The organism is Moritella sp. 28 (assembly GCF_018219435.1).
In the GTDB taxonomy this organism is placed as follows: Bacteria; Pseudomonadota; Gammaproteobacteria; order Enterobacterales; family Moritellaceae; genus Moritella.
The window spans coordinates 4,849,592-4,868,214 of record NZ_CP056121.1; the positions used below are offsets into that span (position 1 = coordinate 4,849,592).

Consider the following 18,623-nt stretch of genomic DNA (forward strand, 5'->3'; position numbering starts at 1 on the left):
CTTGAAATCCAATATTTTTAACCAGACTCTTTTTATCCTTAAGCAAAACACTCTCCTAATAAGGCTTTATGCAATATATTATACGTTAACAAAAACGCGGCGAAGATAACACAACAAGTTAGCTATAAATGTGATCAAACGCCAACTTTTTAAGTGCATGTTTGCAAAATCGATAACAAAGCAGTGCCTTTTTAGGATAAATGATAATCTAGGGTCTAAATCTACGATCCATCAATCTTGATTCAGTAATGCCATTAACCCACTCACACGTTCCGTACGTAATTTGATCGCTTTTTTCAGTACAGTGACGTTAGTAAATATGTCTAGTTTCTCTTTTGCACGGGTAATACCGGTATAAACGAGCTCTCTGGTTAGCACCGGGTTAAAGCGATTTGGTAGTATCATTACCGTATGTCGAAACTCAGAACCCTGCGACTTATGGATCGTCATCGCAAAGACAGTTTGATGTGGCGGCAATCTGCTAGGTAGAAAAGACTGCACATTACCGTCCGCCATTTCAAAATAAACCCGCATACGATCATCGTCATCTAGCATACAAATGCCAATATCACCATTGTATAAACCGAGACCATGATCGTTATTGGTGATCATGATCGGTCTGCCAGCATACCATTCAGACTGATTTTTACGGATCTTACGCGCCGACTGTAACGCCTTTTCGATGCGTTGATTTAAACCATGTACACCGAAGTCACCCTCTCTGATCGCAGTTAGAATTTGAAAATCATTAAAACTGCGCAATATTGATTTAGCTTCGTCTTCGCTCGGTGATACCACAACCTTAGCAAGGTAATCTTGATAACCTTGTTTCGCCATTGTGATTAGCGCGTCGTAGGTTTCTGTCGATAACGGGTGCAAGTGAATATCATCATGTCGATTTTCCCAAACACGATCAAACTCATTCAGATCACCTCTATTCACCGCGCTAGCTAAACAGCCAATACCGGATTCGGCATCAAAACGATAACTCTTACGTAATAAACACAAACTATCATAAATAGCCGCAGCATCAGAGGCTTGATATTGACTCAGTTCATAGTCAGTAATCTTCGATAACCAGTTAGCTTGTTCTGCCGAATAACCGGACTCAGCATAAGCACAAATATCCGCTAATACAGAACCCGCTTCTACCGAGGCAAGTTGATCTTTATCGCCCAACAGTATCAATCGTGCATGCGGTGGTAATGCCGTTAACAACTTTGCCATTAGCGGTAAATCCACCATCGAGGCTTCATCTACCACCAATACATCAAGATGTAAGGGGTTATCTTTATTATGACGAAATGCTTGTCGATTCGGGATAACACCTAATAATCTGTGTATCGTTCCCGCTTGCTCGGGGATAAGATCCGCGACGCTAACGTGTAAATCGAGTTTACCTTTGGCACCCGCAATCGATTCAGTTAACCGTGCAGCGGCTTTACCAGTTGGTGCTACAAGTTTAATCGTTAACGCTTGTTGCGCTAATAATCCCTGTTCGATTAATAACGCTAACAACTTGGTTACTGTTGTGGTTTTACCTGTACCCGGCCCCCCAGAGATAACTGAAAAGTGACGAGTAGCAGCAACCGCCACCGATAACTTTTGCCAGTTTAAGCAGTATGCTTCAGGTATTAAACTATCCAATGCATGTAGTTCTTGGGCATTTTTAGCCGTAAGTAATACCTGCTCAACATCCTGCCAACTAATCCGGCCTTTCTTCACCACATCAAGATATTTAGCCACAAATGTTTGCGCACTAAAATGACTTTCTCGCTCTTTGGCAAGTATAGGAAATAGGAAACCATAATCACGTTTGAACAAACGATTAAGACTGGCACTTAAATCAGGTTGCTGACTTTGTTTTGCCAAATCTTTTAATTGTTGCGCAACTTGTAACTCATAAGCCCAGTATCGCTGTAAATATAATTTATTTGCATCGTTCACAAACTGTAATGGTGCCGACTCACCAACCACCAACGAATTTTCTAATAATGTCGGCCAAGTAATGCTACGACTCGGGACTTCAGCCAGTAACAGATGTGAACGGGTTAAATTCAAATCAAATAACGCATTGCTGTCTATATTTTTTAAATCAATACAGACATGCCCTTTACCCAGTTGATAACTGGTTAAGCAAGCTAATAAAATAATAGCGGGGTCAGATTCATAATTACTGATAAAACGAGCAAACTGGTAATCCAATTGGCGAATTTTATTTTCGTTGGCTAATTCTTTGAGACAATGAAGTACACTCATGATGCGAGTTCTCCTAAAAATAAGTCATCTAACTGCATAACAAAGTCGAATGATGGTTTAGTAAAGAATACGCCATATTGATCACCTGTTTCGACTTGCATGCCACGTAAGAACAAATAATAAACGCCACCGAAATGTTGCTCATAGTTGTAATCTGGGATACGTGAACGTAAGAAACGGTGTAACGCTAAGGTATACAGTTGGTACTGCAGTTCATATCTGTGCTCAATCATCACCTGATTAATCGCCCCAAAGGTATAATCCGCTTGGCTGTCACCTAAATGATTCGATTTATAATCCAGAACGTAATAACGACCTTCATAAACAAACACCAGATCGATAAAACCTTTTAACATGCCACTCACTTGCTGAAAATCAAGATCTCCAGCCTGCTGAGAAAGGCCATCATGCTGCTTGATCAATGTATTTAAATCATCACAGTTAAGCGATGAAATTGGCATAAAGAATTCCATCTCCACTTTTTTCTGGGTTGGCGTTAACTGGCGTAAACTAAAGCCATCCTGCAATGGACAATCCAGTACTTGGTTAACCAATTCAAGTAATACTGGCAACCAAGCTAAGTCATACCCTTCGCGCTCGAGCAGTTGTAATATTTGCTCGGTGAGCATGTCTTCATCAACATTGGAAAAATCAATGTGCTCAAACACCGTATGCAATAAGGTACCGGCTGCAGCACCACGCGGGAAACTAAAAATATCCCAACGAATTTCCTGTTCATCTTCTTTTTCGGTATCCACTTCAGCATCGAATCCCGGTAATTCTAGCGATGCGTCATAACTAGAATGACGGTTACCATGACTATGGCGAGATAATGCAGAATAGCTCGTTACCCACCAGTTTTTACTAATCGGGTTTGTCATCGTCTTAGCTTGATAAACCACAGGCGGTGCAACGATGGGTTGATAAGCATCGACCGCCGCTAACGGTAGAGATACTACATCAACACAAGTCTGCTGCTCGGCAAGTTTTTCGATACAGGCTCTAAATTCAGTATCTTTGCACTCTTCGCCTTGCTGTAATAAATATCCCATCGCATTTAAGTGCATTTTATTATGAGAATTACCCATTTTAACAGCACCTAAGCCTAACCAAGTAGCATAAACACCCCGCGTTAATGCCACATATAACAGACGTAGATCTTCAGCAAGACGTTCTTGGTCAGCTTGTTCTTTCGCAGTCTCTAACGCTTCTTCGTCATCTAAATCAAGATGCACATAAGTATGGCCATCCTGATGATAAAGTGGGGTTGATGCTTGTCTTGTCGCACAAATAAACGGCAGGAATACTAAATTATATTCCAGCCCTTTTGATTTATGGATCGTCACGACCTGTACGAGATCGGCTTCACTTTCTAAACGAACCAGCTGCTCTTGCGCATCACTATTTGGGTTTTCAATTTTTTCACCAAACCAGCGGAACAGGCTATACTCGCCATCTAATTCCAAACTCGCTTCTTGTAATAATTCGCCCAAATGCAGAACATCAGTCAAACGCCTATCACCACCTTGGCCTGAGAGCATGATAGCGGCAATATTTTGCTGATTAAGTAATAACCTTAATGCTGGTAAAAATCCTTGCCACTGTAGGGTATTTTGATATTGCTTAAATTCCGCAACGGTTTGTTCCCAGACTTTTTCATCATTACTCAGTTGGTCTAACTCAATAGCAGGCTTCTCAAAAATAGCGGTCGCTAATGCCGCTCGTAATAAACCTTCATCTTCAGGATTCAAAATAGCGGCAAAAATATGATACAACTCGCGCGCTTCACGGGTTGAAAATACACTTTCACGGTTCGACATATATACACTAGGGACAGATAAAGCATCGAGCTGGTCACGCACTAACTTAGCTTCCGCTCCCGTTCGCACAAGAACAGCAATATCTCCCGCTTTAACGGGCCGACCAGATAACATCGCATTACCTTGCTGCGCATCTGTCAATAATGTCGCAATCTGATTAGCGGTCGCTTTAGCATAGACTTGTTGATACAGGCCCTTGGTCATATTTTTCTGACCTTCTTCTTCGTGTAACCAAAGCTGTAACGCTGCTGGTTCAACACCATTCAATAACAAAGGTTTACTTTTACCTTGCGATTCAACAGGCTGAAAACTAATGCTGTCTTCATAAATGAAAGGTTTATTAGCATGTCCAAACACACGGTTTACCGCACTGACCATCGCAGTCGAAGAACGCCAATTTTTAGCTAAGGTGTAATGATCATCAACATTTTCACGGGCTTGCATATAGGTAAAAATATCTGCGCCACGGAAACTATAAATAGCTTGTTTCGGATCACCAATCATAAATAAACCAGCACCATCTTGTTTACTGTAGATAGTATTAAAAATATCGTATTGCTGCTGATCTGTATCTTGAAATTCATCAATCATGGCAATCGGATATTGGCTGCGAATACATTCAGCTAAACTCACAGCTTGATCGCCCACTAATGCCTCAGATAATCCCGACAACAGATCATCAAAAGACAATAGCTGTGATTGATTTTTGGTTTTCATCACACGAGCACGCACGTACTCAACCGCTTTCACAATAAAACAATCTTTAAGTGATAATGGCTGTTCTAATAAGACTTCAATATCGCAGAACACTGGATGCTCTGGTGATTGCTTGCCTTTTTTAGTTTTAGCGCTTAAAGCATGCTGGGCAAATTTAACGATACTATCAGGTAAGTCATTTTGCTTAGTTTCTGATTGCGACCAACTGAGCATTTCATTTAGCCACTTTGCTACGCTAGCAACACGATAACTATTGCCATTCAAGTTACCCGCTTGAATTAATTCACAGAGCTCACTGGCATTTGTAAACCATGCGTCTTTGACCTGCTGAATCGATAAAATTAATTTATCGTAACTCTGCTCAATATCGTCACTGCCAGTTTTAGCAATAAACTCGATATCTGTATTAGATAAGTATCCCGAAATATCGCGCAGCAGTGCTTGTGGCGAGGACCAGAAGCTATGTACCATATCAATCATACCGTCTTTATAACGATAGAAATGACTACGCCAAAAATCAGCAATAGCATTAAATTTTAGCTGCGATTCATCAGTAATAAATTCGCTTTCAAATAATGCCCCGGACTCAAATGCATTTTGCTTCAGCATACGCTGACAAAAGCCATGAATGGTATAAATAGCCGCTTCATCCATCTGCCTTTCTGCGGCCAATAATGATTTAGCACAACGCGCATAATCCTGAACGTGGGTATCAGCCAGTAACAGATTAATCACCGGATCATCACTATAGCCAATACTAAAAGCAATACGTGCTTGATGAATACGAGCCCGAATGCGATCACGTAATTCAGCCGTTGCCGCTTCTGTAAATGTTACTACCAATATTTGGTCTACATTTAATGCTTCGATTTGACCTTCTTTGTTATAAGCATTATCGCCGCCGTGCCCTAACAACAAGCGCAAATATAAACTGGCAATAGTAAATGTTTTACCTGTACCTGCAGATGCTTCGATCAGGCGTTCACCATAGAGGGGGAACGTCATCGCATTAAGAATATTTACGTCAGCCATTATTCAGCATCCTCCAGGTATTCAAATATTGGAAATAACACCGACTCTGAAGACGCAGACATTAATTTATATACCTCGTCATTTAAGCGTGGGAAACTACGTTGTAAATAGTCATCAGCATTTTCACCCATACGGTTATAGCCACCTTCGAAATTCAATACAGCTTCCGACCTTAATTTATAATCATCAGGTTCGGCTGTTGCACATTTAGTTTTTGCCCAAGCCCAACCAGTTTTAGGAAATAAGCCCAAAGGCTGACAACAACCATCGTTATAGACCTCAAGTAATTGAAACAACAATTCTCTCGCCCGAGGTTGCTCAATAACTCGAAGTCGTTGCACAACAGGTTTACCCGCAGATAAATGGACAAGCGTTGTCGCTCCCGGATTTTTAATGCTAATACAGAAACATAAATGTTCTAACCAAACTTGCAGATAATCTTTACCATTAAAGCCACTTGGCTTATGTCGCACTAAGCCACCGTTGTATATTTGTTTTAACCAACCAACTAAACGACCTGAAAGCAAAGGAATATCGACTTCTATATCATCATTACAATTTGTTAATAAAGGCATTAATACCTGAGCAAGCTGACTAACAGTACTGACTTCTTTATCTAATGAAATCTGTCCAAACCGACCAAGTGGTAAACGTCCAGAAGCAACCAAGCGTTCTGTCACTAAGTTAATTTCGCCTCCCATCAATTCCGTTTCCAATAACTGCGCTTTAAGGTGATATTTTTCTAAGTTATCAACATCAAACGGTTCGTCATCGAGCACATCAAGACTGGCCTGATTAAAATAAACTTTTAAACGTCGATTAAAGAAATACTTAGTTGGATGGCGATAAAAACGTAATAGTTCAGCTAACTCGACCTCTTGCATATCATCGTTAGGGATTAACGCTGGTAGCGGTTCCGTCAGAAATTGTCTTAATTCTTCAGCGGGGGCTAACGCAGGTAACCACTCTTTGGCAAAAGAACAAGGCGCTAGCGGATCAAAATAACGGGCATCAAATGGCTGTAAAGCATGCTGCTGAATGAGATGCATCAATAATTTTTTCGCTGATTCATCTGGCGACAAGCCCTCATCACCGGTAATACAAAAACTTTGCTGACAATACTGTAATAATTCAGTTATTAACACTGATGGCAGGCGTTCACTCTTATCGCGAATACTACTGCCAATATAGCTGATATATAATTTACTTTGGGCTGAGATCAGCGCTTCCAAAAATAAATAACGGTCATCATCACGGCGACTACGATCCCCCTGTTTATGATCGTTAGCCATTAAATCAAAACCCATTGGCGGAATTGAGCGTGGATAAACACCATCATTCATACCAAGTAAACAGATAACTTTAAACGGAATTGAACGCATCGGCATTAGGGTACAGAAGTTAACTTGACCTGCGAGAAATTTTTGACTTGCACCGGCTTGTGATAATGCATTATTTAAATAATCACGTAATACTAACGGAGTGATTTGTTTGTCATAACTGGCACCTTTTAATTGTTCATCTAAATGTGAAAAAGCATCTCGAATCATTTTTATTGATTGCTCATCATCCACATCAATTTTATAAAAACTATCTATAAGCGTATTACCTAACTTGATCCAGTCCGCTATCGATTTAGGATCTTGTAATAACGTAAGACTATCTAATAATGCTTCAATAAAGTGAGCTAATTTACCGAGTAGTTCAGCTTCAATTCCCTGCACTTCTTGATAAGGTAATATGCCTTGATAAATATCATCACCACCATAAGCGTAACCTAGCAACATACGATGTAAGCCAAATAGCCAAGTATTTTGTTTCATCCCCGGTAAGTCAAAACGAGTTGCATCATCTTCATCTAAGCCCCAGCGAATACCAGATTCATCAATCCATTGACGTAATCGGTTAAACTCATCAGGCGTAATAGCAAAACGCGACAATACCGCCGGTACTTCCAATAACGACAGCAATTCAGATACGTTACAACGCGATAAAGGTAGCGCTAGTAATTGTAAAAAACTAAGTAAAATAGGATTATCATACTGCGCGCCACTATCAGAGATAGAAAACGGAATATACCGTTCATCATAACGGTCCATCGCACCAAACACGGCTTGAATATAAGGACTGTAACCATTTACATCAGGCATCATGATAACCACATCTCGGGGATTAAGATCTGGGTTTGCCGAAAACATAGTAAGCAAATTATTATGTAATACTTCTATTTCCCGCATTGGGCTATGACAGCTATGCAGTTCCAGTGACGTGTCTTCAGGATTAATAGGGAGTTTATAACGACTATCTCGTGTATTGGCATCCTTTTGCGAAACATTAAACTCTGCCATACTGCGATCAGCCAAATCTAAAATATCACGCTGAATACTTGCAAGTAGTCCATCATCGGTCGGTTGCACAAAAACATCTAACTCCTGACAACCAAAACCTGTCAATAACGCTAAATTATCGCGACCCAGTTTACCCATAGACGCGAGTAGTGGATTACCCACTTTAAATGCGTCATCTTCATCAAAGAGAGCACGAACAGTTTGTTCATCATTGGCGCTGACTTTGTCACTCATACCGAGCGTTACATTGTGGTGATTAACCATGGTACGTTGCTTTAACAGCCATTTAGGATCAATTAAATCCCCCCAGTACAAGCGACAAGGGTTCGATAACATAAAGTGTATTTCAGTATGCATACCAAGTGCTTGTAATGCATCTAAATAACGCGGTGGTAATGCAGATACCCCGAATACAAAAATACGATCAGGTAGCAGCTTGGCATCAAAAGTTGAGCTATTCAGACGGGCGATAAATTGATCATATAAGTTGGCTCGGTGATAATGAGATTGTCCCAACGCGTCTGTTTTAGCAACTAATTCACGCCATAGTAATGGCTGCCAAGGATGAGTATCGGCATGCATATTATCACCATCTTCCCATCCCGCGATCCACTCAGGTCGGTACACCAAATATTGGTCAAACGTGTCCGATATTTTTTGACAGAGTTGAAATAAGCGGTAATCATCTTGATCATCCGCTAAATAATGCTTTAACGATTCGAATTCAGGTAGCACTAACAACTCAGGAAGTATTAGCATTAACTTCCAAGACATCGCCTCTTTATTAAATGCACTTTTGTCGGGAATGTCAGGCAATACTTTTTGGAACATCTTCCAAATAAAAGAAGCTGGTAATGGGAAGGTAATATTAGCCGATATGCCCATCGACTTTGCCAACTCCATTTTCACCCATTGCGCCATACCTGGACTTTGTACTAAAACTTGCTCTTCGACAAAAGGGTCGGCAAGTGGATCTTTCGCAATAAAGTGAGCCATTAGCTCTTTTAAAATATCTAACTGATTCGAATGATAAAGATTAAACACGGTAACTCCAGACTGATAACCTACTGGAATTGTGGGGCATACGAACTCACTATGCAATGTAGAAAAAACGACATGTTGGTTTTTGCGACAGAAATATGAAAACGAACTCCTAGATGAAACTAAAAGCGCAGAGATTCACGGTCTTTATCATTTAAACAGAAAATATTACGAATCCCAAATACACAAAAACCAGCCCACGGCTGGTTTTTTATTGTCTATCACTTGGCTTGATTCAGCCAGAGTGAAGTTTGTAATTTAACATAAGCAATATCCCTACCTTTAAATTACAGGCACAAAAAAGCCGATATCATCGCTGATATCGGCTCTCTCTAATTTGGCGCTTGGCGATGCCCTACTCTCACATGGGGAAGCCCCACACTACCATCGGCGTTATTACGTTTCACTACTGAGTTCGGAATGGGATCAGGTGGTACCGCAACACTATGGTCACCAAGCAAATTTGGTTTGCTTTCAAGTTGTATCTTTAAAATCTGAAAAGCTATAAATAAAGAAGTCTTTAAAACCTATCTTTCGATAAATAGTAGTGTTCAATCTATTCTTAAGTCGATATTTCAATTAATCATACTTTAATTTGTATGGTTAAGCCTCACGGGTAATTAGTACAAGTTAGCTCAATGCCTCACAGCACTTACACACCTTGCCTATCAACGTTGTAGTCTCCAACGGCCCTTCAGGGGACTTAAAGTCCCAGTGAGAACTCATCTCGAGGCCTGCTTCCCGCTTAGATGCTTTCAGCGGTTATCAGTTCCGAACTTAGCTACCGGGCAATGCTATTGGCATAACAACCCGAACACCAGTGGTTCGTCCACTCCGGTCCTCTCGTACTAGGAGCAGCTCCTCTCAATTCTCAAACGCCCACGGCAGATAGGGACCGAACTGTCTCACGACGTTCTAAACCCAGCTCGCGTACCACTTTAAATGGCGAACAGCCATACCCTTGGGACCAACTTCAGCCCCAGGATGTGATGAGCCGACATCGAGGTGCCAAACACCGCCGTCGATATGAACTCTTGGGCGGTATCAGCCTGTTATCCCCGGAGTACCTTTTATCCGTTGAGCGATGGCCCTTCCATTCAGAACCACCGGATCACTAAGACCTACTTTCGTACCTGCTCGACGTGTCTGTCTCGCAGTTAAGCTGGCTTATGCCTTTGCACTAACCACATGATGTCCAACCATGTTTAGCCAACCTTCGTGCTCCTCCGTTACTCTTTGGGAGGAGACCGCCCCAGTCAAACTACCCACCAGACACTGTCCGCAACCCCGATAAGGGGCCTACGTTAGAACATCAAACGTACAAGGGTGGTATTTCAAGGTTGACTCCACATCATCTAGCGACAATGCTTCAACGTCTCCCACCTATCCTACACATGTAGGTTCAATGTTCAGTGCCAAGCTATAGTAAAGGTTCACGGGGTCTTTCCGTCTAGCCGCGGGTACACTGCATCTTAACAGCGATTTCAATTTCACTGAGTCTCGGGTGGAGACAGCGTGGCCATCATTACGCCATTCGTGCAGGTCGGAACTTACCCGACAAGGAATTTCGCTACCTTAGGACCGTTATAGTTACGGCCGCCGTTTACCGGGGCTTCGATCATGAGCTTCGACCTAAGTCTAACCCAATCAATTAACCTTCCGGCACCGGGCAGGCGTCACACCGTATACGTCATCTTTCGATTTTGCACAGTGCTGTGTTTTTAATAAACAGTTGCAGCCACCATTTCTCTGCGACCGACAATAGCTTACGGAGCAAGTCCTTCACCATCATCGGCGTACCTTCTCCCGAAGTTACGGTACCATTTTGCCTAGTTCCTTCACCCGAGTTCTCTCAAGCGCCTTAGTATTCTCTACCTAACCACCTGTGTCGGTTTGGGGTACGATTCTCTTATATCTGAAGCTTAGAGGTTTTTCCTGGAAGCCGGGTATCAACTACTTCATCTCCGTAGAGACTCGTCATCAGCTCTCAGCCTAATGTGCGCCCGGATTTACCTAAGCACACAGCCTACAACCTTAAACATGGACAACCATCGCCATGCTAGCCTAACCTTCTCCGTCACCCCATCGCAATATAAGTGAGTACAGGAATATTAACCTGTTTCCCATCGACTACGCCTTTCGGCCTCGCCTTAGGGGTCGACTCACCCTGCCCCGATTAACGTTGGACAGGAACCCTTGGTCTTTCGGCGTGGAGGTTTTTCACCCCCATTATCGTTACTCATGTCAACATTCGCACTTCTGATACCTCCAGCAAGCTTCTCAACTCACCTTCGACGGCTTACAGAACGCTCCTCTACCATGCAAGAACAAGTCTTGCATCCGTAGCTTCGGTGGTATGTTTAGCCCCGTTAAATCTTCCGCGCAGACCGACTCGACCAGTGAGCTATTACGCTTTCTTTAAAAGATGGCTGCTTCTAAGCCAACTTCCTGGCTGTCTGAGCCTTTCCACATCGTTTCCCACTTAACATACACTTTGGGACCTTAGCTGACGGTCTGGGTTGTTTCCCTTTCCACGACGGACGTTAGCACCCGCCGTGTGTCTCCCGCGATTGAACTTATTGGTATTCGGAGTTTGCAAAGGGTTGGTAAGTCGGGATGACCCCCTAGCCTTAACAGTGCTCTACCCCCAATAGTTAGACGCGAGGCGCTACCTAAATAGCTTTCGAGGAGAACCAGCTATCTCCCGGTTTGATTGGCCTTTCACCCCCAGCCACAAGTCATCCGCTAATTTTTCAACATTAGTCGGTTCGGTCCTCCAGTTGATGTTACTCAACCTTCAACCTGCCCATGGCTAGATCACCGGGTTTCGGGTCTAATCCCAGCAACTATTCGCGCAGTTAACACTCGGTTTCCCTACGGCTCCGCTATTCGCTTAACCTTGCTACTGAAATTAAGTCGTTGACCCATTATACAAAAGGTACGCAGTCACAGAACAAGTCTGCTCCCACTGCTTGTACGTATACGGTTTCAGGTTCTATTTCACTCCCCTCACAGGGGTTCTTTTCGCCTTTCCCTCACGGTACTGGTTCACTATCGGTCAGTCAGTAGTATTTAGCCTTGGAAGATGGTCCTCCCATATTCAAACAGCATATCACGTGTGCCGTCCTACTCGATTTCACAGTAAGGTCGTTTTCATGTACGGGACTATCACCCTGTATCGTGAAACTTTCCAGAATCTTCCACTAACTTCCAAACTGCTTAAGGGCTAGACCCCGTTCGCTCGCCGCTACTAAGGGTATCTCTATTGATTTCTTTTCCTCGGGGTACTTAGATGTTTCAGTTCTCCCGGTTCGCTTCGTAACGCTATGTATTCACGTTACGATACTCTACAAAGTAGAGTGGGTTCCCCCATTCGGAAATCTGTGGATTAACGCTTTTTATCAACTCCCCACAGCTTAACGCAGATTAACACGTCCTTCATCGCCTCTGACTGCCTAGGCATCCACCGTATACGCTTAGTCACTTAACCATACAATCTAAAGTCGACCGTACAATTGAAATAACTAGGTATTATCTAGTTTTTTTCGCCTCAAGAATACTCAAGAACACTATATTGTTATTGCCGAAGCAATAACGTGTTTTAAGAACTTCTTTATTTATTCAGCTTTCCAAATTTTTAAAGAGCAATTTGCTAAAAAGCAAAGATAAACAAGCGATTGCTTATCTTTGCTTACTAGCGTCTTACTATTAGTAAGACATACTATTCAACTTTCTATTCAAGCAATTTGTGTGGGCACTTACAAAAATTAACAACTTTACGTAAGGAGGTGATCCAGCCCCAGGTTCCCCTAGGGCTACCTTGTTACGACTTCACCCCAGTCATGAACCACACCGTGGTCATCGCCCTCCCGAAGGTTAAGCTAATGACTTCTGGTGCAGCCCACTCCCATGGTGTGACGGGCGGTGTGTACAAGGCCCGGGAACGTATTCACCGTGACATTCTGATTCACGATTACTAGCGATTCCGACTTCATGGGGTCGAGTTGCAGACCCCAATCCGGACTACGACGCACTTTATGGGATTCGCTTACCATTGCTGGTTTGCAGCCCTTTGTATGCGCCATTGTAGCACGTGTGTAGCCCTACTCGTAAGGGCCATGATGACTTGACGTCGTCCCCACCTTCCTCCGGTTTATCACCGGCAGTCTCCTTAGAGTTCCCACCATTACGTGCTGGCAAATAAGGATAAGGGTTGCGCTCGTTGCGGGACTTAACCCAACATTTCACAACACGAGCTGACGACAGCCATGCAGCACCTGTCTCATAGTTCCCGAAGGCACCAATTCATCTCTGAAAAGTTCTATGGATGTCAAGAGTAGGTAAGGTTCTTCGCGTTGCATCGAATTAAACCACATGCTCCACCGCTTGTGCGGGCCCCCGTCAATTCATTTGAGTTTTAACCTTGCGGCCGTACTCCCCAGGCGGTCTACTTAATGCGTTAGCTTAAGAGCCCAGTTCTCAAGGAACCAAACTCCGAGTAGACATCGTTTACGGCGTGGACTACCGGGGTATCTAATCCCGTTTGCTACCCACGCTTTCGCATCTGAGCGTCAGTTACTTGCCAGGTGGCCGCCTTCGCCACTGGTATTCCTTCAGATCTCTACGCATTTCACCGCTACACCTGAAATTCTACCACCCTCTCAAGAACTCTAGTTTGCCAGTTCGAAATGCAGTTCCCAGGTTGAGCCCGGGGCTTTCACATCTCGCTTAACAAACCGCCTGCATGCGCTTTACGCCCAGTAATTCCGATTAACGCTTGCACCCTCCGTATTACCGCGGCTGCTGGCACGGAGTTAGCCGGTGCTTCTTCTGCGAGTAACGTCACAGCAGTAGAGTATTAATCTACTGCCTTTCCTCCTCGCTGAAAGTACTTTACAACCCTAAGGCCTTCTTCATACACGCGGTATGGCTGCATCAGGGTTTCCCCCATTGTGCAATATTCCCCACTGCTGCCTCCCGTAGGAGTCTGGACCGTGTCTCAGTTCCAGTGTGGCTGATCATCCTCTCAGACCAGCTAGGGATCGTCGCCTTGGTGAGCTCTTACCTCACCAACAAGCTAATCCCACTTGGGCTCATCTAGTCGCGAGAGCTTTCAAGAAGAGGCCCCCTTTCACCCGTAGGTCGTATGCGGTATTAGCAGTCGTTTCCAACTGTTGTCCCCCTCGACTAGGCAGATTCCCAAGCATTACTCACCCGTCCGCCGCTCGACGCCAGAATAGCAAGCTATTCTTCGTTTCCGCTCGACTTGCATGTGTTAAGCCTACCGCCAGCGTTCAATCTGAGCCATGATCAAACTCTTCAATTAAAAGTTTTTTGACTAATCAACGATGTTGATTAAGTCGGCTCAATGAATTCTGTACTTCAACAACAAACCGAGGTTTGTTGTTTATAAAACCAAATCTTTCGATTTAATTTAATGTTCACAATTACATTGATATAATTTTTGGTCATTATATCTCTGCAAGTGCTCACACAGATTGCTTGAATAAATTGTTAAAGAGCATTGACATCAACGCTTTGCGTCTTAGTCAGGCTGCGTATTCTACGCAAACCAGATTCGAAGTCAAGCACATATTTATGCTTTATTCAGGACGTTTAAAAAGTAACCTAAGTTCTTTTTAAACACCTTACTGAGCGGCTCTTGCCGTGTCAGTGGGATGCATTATAGGGATTTAGATCACATTAGCAATCCATTTTATGCACTTATATTGATTTAATATTTAGTGCAGGAAAAACCAGCAATAACACGTGCATTAACGATCACGATTCATACGAACGGTGATAATTACAGCATAATATGATTGGCCTGAACTTGCGTTACAGATTTACTTTAAGGGTAATACTATCGAGCAAGGATATTAAGTTTAGTCCTTAGCGTCCAATTACGCCATTTTACAGCCAAAATAAAACGGTTTTAGCATAAATAAATTATTACACGTGTATATTCCGCGATAATAAGACCCGATATTCAGTTCAGCGAAAGAGAACTGCGTATTTTTACAAGCTAGCACCTGTACATTATCGCTGACTTTAATTAATCCAACTTTAAATACACAAAAACCAGCCATCGGCTGGTTTTTTATTAGTTGGAATACGTTTATAGCAACCAACGCTGCTGGTTAAGCTCGGTATTTTTAATTCAAACGCGCAATAATCACATCACAGGTGTAAATTACAGACACAAAAAAGCCGATATCATTACTGATATCGGCTCTCTCTAATTTGGCGCTTGGCGATGCCCTACTCTCACATGGGGAAGCCCCACACTACCATCGGCGTTATTACGTTTCACTACTGAGTTCGGAATGGGATCAGGTGGTACCGCAACACTATGGTCACCAAGCAAATTTGGTTTGCTTTCAAGTTGTATCTTTAAAATCTGAAAAGCTATAAATAAAGAAGTCTTTAAAACCTATCTTTCGATAAATAGTAGTGTTCAATCTATTCTTAAGTCGTATTTCAATTAATCATACTTTAATTTGTATGGTTAAGCCTCACGGGTAATTAGTACAAGTTAGCTCAATGCCTCACAGCACTTACACACCTTGCCTATCAACGTTGTAGTCTCCAACGGCCCTTCAGGGGACTTAAAGTCCCAGTGAGAACTCATCTCGAGGCCTGCTTCCCGCTTAGATGCTTTCAGCGGTTATCAGTTCCGAACTTAGCTACCGGGCAATGCTATTGGCATAACAACCCGAACACCAGTGGTTCGTCCACTCCGGTCCTCTCGTACTAGGAGCAGCTCCTCTCAATTCTCAAACGCCCACGGCAGATAGGGACCGAACTGTCTCACGACGTTCTAAACCCAGCTCGCGTACCACTTTAAATGGCGAACAGCCATACCCTTGGGACCAACTTCAGCCCCAGGATGTGATGAGCCGACATCGAGGTGCCAAACACCGCCGTCGATATGAACTCTTGGGCGGTATCAGCCTGTTATCCCCGGAGTACCTTTTATCCGTTGAGCGATGGCCCTTCCATTCAGAACCACCGGATCACTAAGACCTACTTTCGTACCTGCTCGACGTGTCTGTCTCGCAGTTAAGCTGGCTTATGCCTTTGCACTAACCACATGATGTCCAACCATGTTTAGCCAACCTTCGTGCTCCTCCGTTACTCTTTGGGAGGAGACCGCCCCAGTCAAACTACCCACCAGACACTGTCCGCAACCCCGATAAGGGGCCTACGTTAGAACATCAAACGTACAAGGGTGGTATTTCAAGGTTGACTCCACATCATCTAGCGACAATGCTTCAACGTCTCCCACCTATCCTACACATGTAGGTTCAATGTTCAGTGCCAAGCTATAGTAAAGGTTCACGGGGTCTTTCCGTCTAGCCGCGGGTACACTGCATCTTAACAGCGATTTCAATTTCACTGAGTCTCGGGTGGAGACAGCGTGGCCATCATTACGCCATTCGTGCAGGTCGGAACTTACCCGACAAGGAATTTCGCTACCTTAGGACCGTTATAGTTACGGCCGCCGTTTACCGGGGCTTCGATCATGAGCTTCGACCTAAGTCTAACCCAATCAATTAACCTTCCGGCACCGGGCAGGCGTCACACCGTATACGTCATCTTTCGATTTTGCACAGTGCTGTGTTTTTAATAAACAGTTGCAGCCACCATTTCTCTGCGACCGACAATAGCTTACGGAGCAAGTCCTTCACCATCATCGGCGTACCTTCTCCCGAAGTTACGGTACCATTTTGCCTAGTTCCTTCACCCGAGTTCTCTCAAGCGCCTTAGTATTCTCTACCTAACCACCTGTGTCGGTTTGGGGTACGATTCTCTTATATCTGAAGCTTAGAGGTTTTTCCTGGAAGCCGGGTATCAACTACTTCATCTCCGTAGAGACTCGTCATCAGCTCTCAGCCTAATGTGCGCCCGGATTTACCTAAGCACACAGCCTACAACCTTAAACATGGACAACCATCGCCATGCTAGCCTAACCTTCTCCGTCACCCCATCGCAATATAAGTGAGTACAGGAATATTAACCTGTTTCCCATCGACTACGCCTTTCGGCCTCGCCTTAGGGGTCGACTCACCCTGCCCCGATTAACGTTGGACAGGAACCCTTGGTCTTTCGGCGTGGAGGTTTTTCACCCCCATTATCGTTACTCATGTCAACATTCGCACTTCTGATACCTCCAGCAAGCTTCTCAACTCACCTTCGACGGCTTACAGAACGCTCCTCTACCATGCAAGAACAAGTCTTGCATCCGTAGCTTCGGTGGTATGTTTAGCCCCGTTAAATCTTCCGCGCAGACCGACTCGACCAGTGAGCTATTACGCTTTCTTTAAAAGATGGCTGCTTCTAAGCCAACTTCCTGGCTGTCTGAGCCTTTCCACATCGTTTCCCACTTAACATACACTTTGGGACCTTAGCTGACGGTCTGGGTTGTTTCCCTTTCCACGACGGACGTTAGCACCCGCCGTGTGTCTCCCGCGATTGAACTTATTGGTATTCGGAGTTTGCAAAGGGTTGGTAAGTCGGGATGACCCCCTAGCCTTAACAGTGCTCTACCCCCAATAGTTAGACGCGAGGCGCTACCTAAATAGCTTTCGAGGAGAACCAGCTATCTCCCGGTTTGATTGGCCTTTCACCCCCAGCCACAAGTCATCCGCTAATTTTTCAACATTAGTCGGTTCGGTCCTCCAGTTGATGTTACTCAACCTTCAACCTGCCCATGGCTAGATCACCGGGTTTCGGGTCTAATCCCAGCAACTATTCGCGCAGTTAACACTCGGTTTCCCTACGGCTCCGCTATTCGCTTAACCTTGCTACTGAAATTAAGTCGTTGACCCATTATACAAAAGGTACGCAGTCACAGAACAAGTCTGCTCCCACTGCTTGTACGTATACGGTTTCAGGTTCTATTTCACTCCCCTCACAGGGGTTCTTTTCGCCTTTCCCTCACGGTACTGGTTCACTATCGGTCAGTCAGTAGTATTTAGCCTTGGAAGATGGTCCTCCCATATTCAAACAGCATATCACGTGTGCCGTCCTACTCGATTTCACAGTAAGGTCGTTTTCATGTACGGGACTATCACCCTGTATCGTGAAACTTTCCAGAATCTTCCACTAACTTCCAAACTGCTTAAGGGCTAGACCCCGTTCGCTCGCCGCTACTAAGGGTATCTCTATTGATTTCTTTTCCTCGGGGTACTTAGATGTTTCAGTTCTCCCGGTTCGCTTCGTAACGCTATGTATTCACGTTACGATACTCTACAAAGTAGAGTGGGTTCCCCCATTCGGAAATCTGTGGATTAACGCTTTTTATCAACTCCCCACAGCTTAACGCAGATTAACACGTCCTTCATCGCCTCTGACTGCCTAGGCATCCACCGTATACGCTTAGTCACTTAACCATACAATCTAA

Annotated in this window: 3 protein-coding genes and 5 rRNA genes; all 8 read right to left on the bottom strand. The window is 43.9% G+C overall.

The genetic code is table 11. The features are described 5' to 3' along the window. Nucleotides 1-231 precede the first annotated feature (231 nt). The 8 genes from recD to HWV02_RS21615 all read right to left on the bottom strand — a co-directional run bounded on the left by recD (nt 232) and on the right by HWV02_RS21615 (nt 18,612). Nucleotides 232-2,259 (bottom strand): exodeoxyribonuclease V subunit alpha, encoded by a 2,028-nt coding sequence (recD, locus tag HWV02_RS21580; protein ID WP_211689304.1) that lies wholly within the window; start codon nt 2,257-2,259, stop codon nt 232-234. Next, on the bottom strand, nt 2,256-5,828 hold the full coding sequence (gene recB, locus HWV02_RS21585) for an exodeoxyribonuclease V subunit beta (protein ID WP_211689305.1): 3,573 nt from the start codon (nt 5,826-5,828) through the stop codon (nt 2,256-2,258). The genes recD and recB overlap by 4 nt, the downstream gene beginning before the upstream one ends. Next, on the bottom strand, nt 5,828-9,220 hold the full coding sequence (gene recC, locus HWV02_RS21590) for an exodeoxyribonuclease V subunit gamma (RefSeq protein WP_211689306.1): 3,393 nt from the start codon (nt 9,218-9,220) through the stop codon (nt 5,828-5,830). Before recC ends, recB begins: the two co-directional genes overlap by 1 nt. Nucleotides 9,221-9,559: 339 nt before the next feature. Then, nucleotides 9,560-9,675: ribosomal RNA gene (rrf, locus tag HWV02_RS21595) — 5S ribosomal RNA — on the bottom strand. A 141-nt stretch (nt 9,676-9,816) separates the two neighbouring features. Further along, a 23S ribosomal RNA gene (locus tag HWV02_RS21600) occupies nt 9,817-12,707 on the bottom strand. A 291-nt stretch (nt 12,708-12,998) separates the two neighbouring features. Further along, nucleotides 12,999-14,543 (bottom strand): 16S ribosomal RNA (locus HWV02_RS21605). A gap of 922 nt (nt 14,544-15,465) precedes the next feature. Beyond that, nucleotides 15,466-15,581: ribosomal RNA gene (gene rrf / locus HWV02_RS21610) — 5S ribosomal RNA — on the bottom strand. Between the two features lie 140 nt (nt 15,582-15,721). Beyond that, nucleotides 15,722-18,612: ribosomal RNA gene (locus HWV02_RS21615) — 23S ribosomal RNA — on the bottom strand. The 16S, 23S and 5S rRNA genes sit together here, the layout of an rRNA operon. Nucleotides 18,613-18,623: the final 11 nt, after the last annotated feature.

Bases quoted from the DNA above. Each gene is read 5' to 3' on its own strand.
- recD (WP_211689304.1), bottom strand. From the start codon at position 2,259: ATGAGTGTACTTCATTGTCTCAAAGAATTAGCCAACGAAAATAAAATT.
- recB (WP_211689305.1), bottom strand. From the start codon at position 5,828: ATGGCTGACGTAAATATTCTTAATGCGATGACGTTCCCCCTCTATGGT.